General features: G+C 61.3%; 7 protein-coding genes and 1 pseudogene. 3 read left to right on the top strand and 5 right to left on the bottom strand.

The window, feature by feature from the left end; genetic code table 11:
- On the top strand, positions 1-653 hold a 653-nt coding region (locus tag B3V69_RS07260), incomplete at its 5' end, for a PEP-CTERM sorting domain-containing protein (protein ID WP_296445160.1).
- A gap of 296 nt (positions 654-949) precedes the next feature.
- Positions 950-1,171: pseudogene (locus B3V69_RS07255) on the top strand (DDE-type integrase/transposase/recombinase); the annotation flags it as partial.
- Between the two features lie 293 nt (positions 1,172-1,464).
- Here B3V69_RS07255 and B3V69_RS07250 read toward each other — a convergent pair.
- Positions 1,465-2,751, bottom strand: a complete 1,287-nt coding sequence (locus tag B3V69_RS07250) for an amidohydrolase family protein (protein WP_296445158.1) — start codon at positions 2,749-2,751, stop codon at positions 1,465-1,467.
- A 42-nt stretch (positions 2,752-2,793) separates the two neighbouring features.
- Here B3V69_RS07250 and B3V69_RS20640 point away from each other — a divergent pair, with 42 nt between their 5' ends.
- Positions 2,794-3,120 carry a hypothetical protein gene (locus B3V69_RS20640; protein WP_349679201.1) on the top strand — a complete coding sequence of 109 codons (327 nt, stop codon included), beginning with the start codon at positions 2,794-2,796 and terminating at the stop codon, positions 3,118-3,120.
- An 83-nt stretch (positions 3,121-3,203) separates the two neighbouring features.
- Here the strand turns inward: B3V69_RS20640 and B3V69_RS07240 are convergent, their stop codons facing one another.
- From B3V69_RS07240 to hydA, 4 genes are all read right to left on the bottom strand, one after another.
- The gene (locus tag B3V69_RS07240; RefSeq protein ID WP_296445156.1) at positions 3,204-4,199 is read right to left on the bottom strand and encodes a sensor domain-containing diguanylate cyclase; all 996 of its coding nucleotides are present in this window, start codon (positions 4,197-4,199) and stop codon (positions 3,204-3,206) included.
- Between the two features lie 13 nt (positions 4,200-4,212).
- Positions 4,213-5,394, bottom strand: a complete 1,182-nt coding sequence (locus tag B3V69_RS07235; RefSeq protein WP_296445154.1) for a DUF917 family protein — start codon at positions 5,392-5,394, stop codon at positions 4,213-4,215.
- 105 nt (positions 5,395-5,499) lie between these two features.
- On the bottom strand, positions 5,500-6,759 hold the full coding sequence (locus B3V69_RS07230; RefSeq protein ID WP_296445153.1) for a Zn-dependent hydrolase: 1,260 nt from the start codon (positions 6,757-6,759) through the stop codon (positions 5,500-5,502).
- A 130-nt stretch (positions 6,760-6,889) separates the two neighbouring features.
- A partial coding sequence (hydA, locus tag B3V69_RS07225) for a dihydropyrimidinase (RefSeq protein WP_296445152.1) occupies positions 6,890-8,063 on the bottom strand: 1,174 nt, incomplete at its 5' end.

Raw genomic sequence — 8,063 nt, 5'->3', positions numbered from 1 at the left:
ACAGTGAAATCGATGAAGAACCACTATTAGCATCCCTGGTCCTGGCCGGTTCAATTCTGGCTTTAGCAAGTGGCGCAGCCCAAGCATATACATTGAGTTGGCACGACGCGCCGATCGTAGGTACGAACGCCGTTGATAACGGAAATGGGTCGCTGACGGTAACCGTAAACGGTAGTCCTCAAATAATCCCGGACTCCAACGCACTCCTGAGCCAGAGTGTCATCTTTATCAACCCGACCGTGTGGGACGGCGTTAGCCACTTCTATGATCCGGCTTCAAACGCTGGGGCGGGAAGTTCGGTCAACGTGGACACGGCCTCGACCTATACCTACGCGTTTAACTGGGCCTTCCTCGGTAACGGTCCGAATATTGCGTATTCTGCGTTTAACTACACGAACACATGGAGCGACCCGACCCTCACAATTGCAGAGGTATGGAGCGACATCGGAGGGTTCTGGCTTGAAGACGTAGGAAATTGGCAGTACACGGAAACCTGGACGGGCATTGGGGGCAACGACATCGGCGCCTCCATAACAAGTACCCGCGACTTCGCAGTGGCGCTGCCCCAAACGGTACCCGAACCGGCATCCCTCGCCCTTTTGGCGCTGGGACTCGTTGGACTCGGATTCAGCCAACGCAGGAAGCAAGTCTAAGTATTCACAACATCGTGCATGACAGACCCCGCTTCGGCGGGGTTTTGATTGGTAGTCTCAGTTTACAGATGCGCCCTCGTTTTGCTGCTGGTGTTGGCCCTCAGTCAGCAGCGACAGGGCCACCCGTACCGATGACATCCTGACCCACTTGGTGGCCCTCAAAGCCCAGCGCACCGACCAAGAGCAGCAACGCGGCGTTGTTGCTCGGATCACCATGGACAAGAGCGGCGCCAAAAAGGCGACCGTGGATGAGATCAATGTCAGCAGCGAATTCCCAATCATTGTTCGATGGACAAGTGAAGTATCTCAACAACATCGTCGAGAAAGATCATCGTGCAGTCAAACGCGTTACCAAGCCGATGCTCAATTTCAAGTCCTTTCAATCAGCGAAGTGCGTCTTGGCCGGCATTGAATTGATGCACATGATTCGAAAAGGTCAGTTCATGATGCAGAGCTGCTCCGAGATGTCGTTTGCCGACCAGTTTTATGCTTTGGCAGGACAAATCAGTCCAGTCTGAGGAGCCGACTTCGCTCCCACCAGAAACACGTTCGTTAGTCGGCAACGCGACAGAACCTTCAATGTCAGGTGTCGGGCAGGCATTTCGAGAAAATCATCGTCGGCTTCGGGCACGTTGAAGTCCGCCACGAACGACTTGTGACGGGCAATGAATTGGGCAACCCGTAAGCTGACTGCCGTGACCGGCGGCAATCAGTCTCTAGCGGGCACTCGGCATTAGTCACTCAATGAGCAAACTCGGACGAAAACAGCCACAAAGGTTGACTGGCGAGAAGCTACCCCATTCAGTTGATTTCACGGCTGTGAAAAGTCAACCGCGTTCGGCCGCCCTGCCAACTGCAATCTCGCCACCACCTCCGCCGTCTGCGCCAACAGCGCCCCCTTTTTCCAAACCTTCAAGCGATTCGCCCGCAACCGAATCGCCTCGACCGGGTCCCGCGCCTGCAGCAACACAAAGCTCGCATCGCAGCCCACGGCCAGCCCGTAGCCCGGCAGATGCATCACCTTGGCGGCGTTGGTCGTCACCGCGTCGAAGCATTGGCGCATGGCGGCCTGGCTGGTCATCTGCGCCACATGCAGGCCCATGTGCGCCACCTCCAGCATGTCGCCACTGCCCAGCGAATACCAGGGGTCCATCACGCAGTCATGGCCAAAGGCGACGTTGATGCCTGCGGCCAGCAGCTCGGGCACGCGCGTCATGCCGCGGCGTTTGGGATAAGTGTCGTGCCGGCCCTGCAGTGTGATGTTGATCAGCGGATTCGCCACCACCTGCAGTTGCGCCTCGGCCATCAGCGGCAGCAGCTTGCTGACGTAGTAGTTGTCCATGCTGTGCATGGAGGTCAGGTGCGAGCCGGTGACGCGCCCGTGCAGCCCGAGGCGCTGGGTTTCGAAGGCCAGCGTTTCGACGTGGCGCGACAGCGGGTCGTCGGACTCGTCGCAGTGCATGTCCACCGGTTTACCCAACTCGGCGGCCAGTTCGCACAGCAGCTTGATACTCAGTGCCCCGTCCGCCATGGTTCGCTCGAAATGCGGAATGCCGCCGACCACGTCCACGCCCATGGCGAGCGCGCGCGTCAGGTTGTCCATGTGCTGGTCCGGTCCCAGCGGGCCGCGCAGTACGCCGTCCTGCGGAAACGCCACCAGCTGCAAATCCAGATACGGCGCCACCCGGCGTTTCACCACCAGCAAGGCCTCCACCGCCAGCAGGCGCGGGTCGCACACGTCCACATGGGTGCGAATCGCCAGCAGGCCTTTGGCCACGGCCCAGTCGCAGTAGTTAAGTGCCCGTTCAATCAGCGCATCCTGGGTCAGCAGGGGTTTGAGTTCCCCCCACAGCGCGATGCCCTCCAGCAGCGTGCCGGACTCATTGACGCGCGGCAGGCCGTAGCTGAGCGTGGCGTCCATGTGGAAATGCGGGTCGACAAAATGCGGGCTCAGCAGGTAGCCGCCGGCGTCCAGCGTTTCACGCGCCGGGGCATCCAGGCCCGCGCTGACTTCCACAATCTTCCCAGCGCGCACGGCGATGGACATGTCCACGCGCCCATCGGGCAGGGTGGCGTTTTGAATCAGCAGATCAAGCATGGCGATGAATGATGAGTTGGTTGCTATAAAAAAAATAGCTACTTGCGCATATTACACGGGGGCTACAGCCTGTTTTTATATAAATTTCCAAGCTTGGCGTCTTCCGGTCTTATTGTGCTCGATCCGACCCGTGCATCGCACACAAAGAGCCTGGCGCCATCCGGCCAGCGACATGCCCAGATCGCGCCGGGAGCCTTTGTGCTGCTGGGGGCGGCCTTCGCCACCGGTCAGACCCACTTCAACCCCACGCCCCAGGTCTGGGCCAGCCGGGTGTTCCATTCGCTGGTAGTGTCGTTTGCCAGCTTTCTGGTGTGGTTCTGGTTGTGGCGCCACTACCTGGCGTCCCGCCGGGCGCGTTCTCGTTCATGACGCCGCTGTTTGGCATGGTGTTCGGCGCGTGGCTGCTGAGTGAGCCGACCGAGATGAGCTTTTTGCTCGGGGCGGTAATCTGCTCACACGGCCCAGCCCGTGCCGTCGAAACTTTGCACGTTGTTTCTTCCTGCCTGCTTGGCCTTGTAAAGCGCTTTGTCGGCGTTGTTCATCAATTGCTCGAATGACAGGTTGCCGCCCTCCACGGTGGCGACGCCGATGCTGACGGTAAACGTGACGCTGACCCCTTCATCGTTCGCAGCCACCTGCTGGGCGGCCACCGCTTGGCACAGCGATTCGGCCAGAATGCGCGCGCTGGGATGATCGGTTTCGGGCAACACGATGACAAACTCTTCGCCGCCCACGCGGGCCACGGTGTCCAGGCCACCGCGGATGCGGGTACGGCAGGCGTCGGCCACGGCACAGATCACATGATCGCCGACCAGATGTCCCCAGGCGTCGTTGACGCTTTTGAACAAATCAATGTCCACCATCAGCAAGGAGACGGGATGACTGAAGCGCTCGGCGCGTTTGCATTCATTGCCCCCCAGTTCCATCAGGGTGCGCCGATTGGCCAGCCCGGTGAGCGAGTCGCTGGCGGCAAGCAGTTCCAGTGCGGCGTTGCAGCTTTGAAGTAAGGTGTTTTGATCGGCCAGTTGCCGGTTGATCTGCGCGATCTCGTCTTCCTTGCGTTTTCTGTCGTCGATGTTGAAGGTCACGCCAATGAATCGCTTGCCGGGGGCATCGCTGTGCCCGTCCATGACTTTGCCGTAATTGGCATACCAAACCCAGACGCCGTTTTTGGCGCGCAGCCTGAATTCGCAACGGTACTGGGGCGTCCGCCCCGACAGATGGTCATCCACGGCAGTCTTGACCGTCATGACATCGTCCGGGTGAAAGAGCTTGTAGATATCGTCCACGTAGACGACCATTTCGTGCTCGCTGTAGCCCAGCTCCGTCAAGGTCTTCATCGCCTTGCGGGTGACCTCCCCCGTCAGCAGATTGTTCTCCCAGAGGTCGAGTCCCGCAGCTTCCAGCGCCAGCTCCAGTCGTTCCCGGTTGAGTTCCGCTTCGCCCATGGTATGGGGTCCTTCAGGCCGATGGCATCGCGCCAGCGTAGCCCATATTGCGCAGCAGGCCGGCAAACGACGCCACGACGCCCGCTGCTTGGTAGAGCTGGGGCGCGGCCGTCACCTGGATGATGCTGACCATGTTGCCGGTGCTCTTGCCGGTCGCTGCATTGAAATACTCGGCCAGATCGTCGCTGGCGTTGGAGAAGCCCCGCCCCGTGCTTTCCGAGTAATAGCAGATCGAATCGGGCGCGATAGTGTCGGGCGTCGCGCTCGACGTCGAATACATGATGAGGTTTTCGTTCAGGTTGTAGAGGTAGTGCGTTTGTGTGCTGTCGCTCGGGACGGGCGCATTGTCCAGGCGGATGATGCCGGAGTCGAGCGAGGCATTTGACGTCGATTGCGTGACGGACGTAATGTAGAAATTGGTGACAGTAGCAGTGGCCGCGCGGCCAGTGATGGAAGCAATGGCAAACGCGACTTCCGCCGTGGTTAAGGGCGTGGGGGCGCTCAGCAGCAATTGGCCCAGGCCCCAAGCCTGCGTCAAGGTTCCGGCAATGTAGTTGCCACTCAAGGCGTAGCCGTTGTCAGCATTGGAAGGCCACAGCGCGATGCCGGAATACCCCCCAAAGCCCGCCACCACGCCGCCTGCCAAGGTTTCCACTTTGGCTGCCGTGCTGGCATTCAGAACGGCTGACTCGACTACGCGGGCGGCTACTTTGTCGCTGGCCAGTGCGCAGGGGCTAGGGGCCAGATCTGTGCTGCCACCGAAGGTGGTCTGCTGCAGCTCGGGCACAGCGCGCCCGGCGCCGTCGCCGTTCACTACCCACAGGGCTCCATTGGATAGCGCGGCCGCGATCAGCGGAACAAGCGAGTTGATCGGGCCGATCTCCACAGGAATCACGCATCCCAGTGCGCACCCAGTGCTGGCTTCGAGCACCGTGACGGTATTGCGGATGGCGTTGGCAACGTTCGCCAGGGTCAGGCTGTCGGCAGCGTCGGGCGAGCCCATGATGGCCAGCACACAGCCATTGGTCGCCCCATCGTAGTTCTGCACCGCCACTGTGCCACGCCAGCCACTCTGCGCCAATTGTTGAAGAATCGCTAGGGCATCCCGGTAGCTACCACCGCCACCGCTGGCCAGCACCGCAGCGCCGGCAGCGATGAATTCAAAGTCGGCTATCCCGTACTCAAATCCGCTCATTGATTTCCCCCTCCCTGTTTGTGTCGAACACAGGGCGCCCCGAAAGACGCCTATTAAACTGTAACAGGAAGAAGGCGGGTGCAGTACCCGTACAGTCTTCGGCCGTCAAACCACTTTGGCCCGCTCCAGCATCGCATGCAGCAGCACATTGCCGCCGGCCGTGATGTGCGCGGGCTCGGCGCTTTCGATCTCGTTGTGGCTGATGCCGTCCTTGCAGGGAATGAAGATCATGCCGCTGGGCGCGAGCCGGGCCATGTAGACGGCGTCGTGCCCGGCGCCCGAGACCACCGGCATGTTGGCGTAGCCCAGCTTCGCGGCGGCACGCGCCACGGCGTCGATGCAGTCGCCGTGAAAGGCCTGCGCCGGGTAGCTCGACACCAGCTCGATCTGGATGTCCAGACCCGTCTTCTGGCTGAGCTGGGCGGCATAGGCCTTGACCTCGTCAGCCATCTGGTCCACCCGTGCGTCGGTCGCATTGCGCAGGTCGATGGAAAACTTCACCCGTCCCGGAATGACGTTGCGGCTGTTCGGGTACACCTGCACCATGCCCACGGTACCGCGCCCATGCGGCGCATGGCGCAGGGCGGCGGCCACCACTTCCTGCATCAAATGGGTGGCGACCTGCATCGCGTCTTTGCGCAGCGCCATGGGGGTGGGGCCGGCATGCGCTTCCATGCCGTTCACGGTGCAGTCGAACCAGCGAATGCCGAGCACGCCTTGCACCACGCCGATGATCTTGTCGTTGTCTTCGAGCACCGGGCCCTGCTCGATATGGGTTTCGAAGTAGGTGCCAATCGGATGCTCGCCCGGTTCCTGCTCGCCGACGTAGCCGATGCGTTTGAGTTCGTCACCAACCGACTTGCCCACGGTGTCTTTCGCCGCGTAAGCGTGTTCCAGCGAGAAGGCCTTGGCAAACACACCCGAGCCCATCATCACCGGCACAAAGCGCGAGCCTTCCTCGTTGGTCCAGAAGGCGACCTCGATCGGCGCTTCGGTGACGATGCCGTGGTCGTTCAAGGTCCGCACCACTTCGAGGCCGGCCAGCACGCCGTAGTTGCCGTCGAACTTGCCGCCGGTGGGCTGGGTGTCGATATGGCTGCCGGTCACGATCGGGGGCAGCGAATTGTTGTGACCGGCGCGGCACATGAAGCCGTTGCCGATCTTGTCGATGGTGACCGTCATGCCTGCCGCGCGTGCCCAGCCCAGCACCAGATCGCGGCCCTGCTTGTCGAGGTCGGTCAGGGTCAGGCGGCAGACACCGCCCTTGGGCGTGGCGCCAATCTTTGCCAGCGCCATCAGCGAGGCCCACAAGCGATCGCCGTTGATGCGCAGGCTGTCAATATCGATAGAAGTTGCAGTGCCCATGGTGTTTTCCTAAAAATGATCGAGAGCCAGTCTCCAATTTCGCCAGGGAGGGGAGTGCCGGGGACCGATTTCTGGGCCTTTGACAGTATGAGGGCCCCGGCACTCCCCTCCCTGGCAGGCACTACGTAAATCAGCGAGCGACAGCCGTAGGTGCCAGCGTCTCCGTACGCAATTTGTTTGCCGCAAAATTCGGACCAAGCGCCGGCCGCTTGAGGTAGCGCCCCGCGCCCTGTCTGGCGCGCAGCTCGCCCTGCACGAATACCAACTCGCCCTGGCTTACGGTGTGGCTGGGAATGCCGCGCACCGTGCGGCCCTCGAAGATGTTGAAGTCGCCCTTGCTGTGCTGGGTTTTGGCGGACAGGGTTTTGGTTCCTTGCGGGTCCCACACCACCAGGTCGGCGTCCGCTCCCACGGAGACGCTGCCTTTTTGCGGGTAGATGTTGAACAGCTTGGCTGTGTTGGCGGAGGTGATGGCGACGAACTCGGAAGGCGTCAGGCGCCCGGTGTTGACACCGGCGTCCCAGATCACGCTCAGGCGCTCTTCGACGCCGCCGCAGCCGTTCGGGATTTTCGAGAAATCGTCTTTGCCGGCCGCCTTTTGCGTCGCGCAAAAAGTGCAGTGGTCGGTGGCCGTGGTGTGCAGGTTGCCGGACTGCAGGCCGCGCCACAAAAACTCCTGATGCCCTTTGGACCGGAACGGCGGGCTCATCACGTGCGCGGCGGCGGTGGCGAAGTCGGGATGGCGATACACGCTGTCGTCCAACACTAGATGGCCGGCCAGCACCTCGCCGTAGACGCGCTGGCCACGGGCGCGGGCGCGGGCGATCGCCTCGGCCGCTTCGATGCACGAGACATGCACCACGTAGATCGGTACCCCCAGCACATCGGCAATGGCAATGGCGCGGTTCGCGGCCTCGCCTTCGACCGTCGGCGGGCGCGACAGCGGATGCCCCTCCGGCCCCGTGATGCCCATCGCCGCCACTTCTTTTTGCAGCAAGAACACCAGCTCGCCGTTCTCGGCGTGTACCGTCGGCATGGCGCCCAATTCGAGTGCGCGCTTGAAGCTGTTCACCAGCGTTTCATCGTCGCACATGATGGCGTTCTTGTAGGCCATGAAATGCTTGAAACTGTTGATGCCTTCCTGTTGGACCAGCGTGCCCATGTCGTGCTTGACCGACTCACTCCACCAGGTGATGGCCATGTGAAACGAATAGTCCGCGGCCGATTTCTCGGCCCAGCCGCGCCAGGTCTGGTAGGCCTCCATCAGCGACTGCTGCGGACTCGGAATCACGAAGTCGATGATG

This window comes from Rhodoferax sp. UBA5149 (genome assembly GCF_002413825.1).
Taxonomy (GTDB): Bacteria; Pseudomonadota; Gammaproteobacteria; order Burkholderiales; family Burkholderiaceae_C; genus Rhodoferax.
Note: the sequence above shows the minus strand (reverse complement) of the source record. Positions and strands in the feature narration are given on the sequence as shown.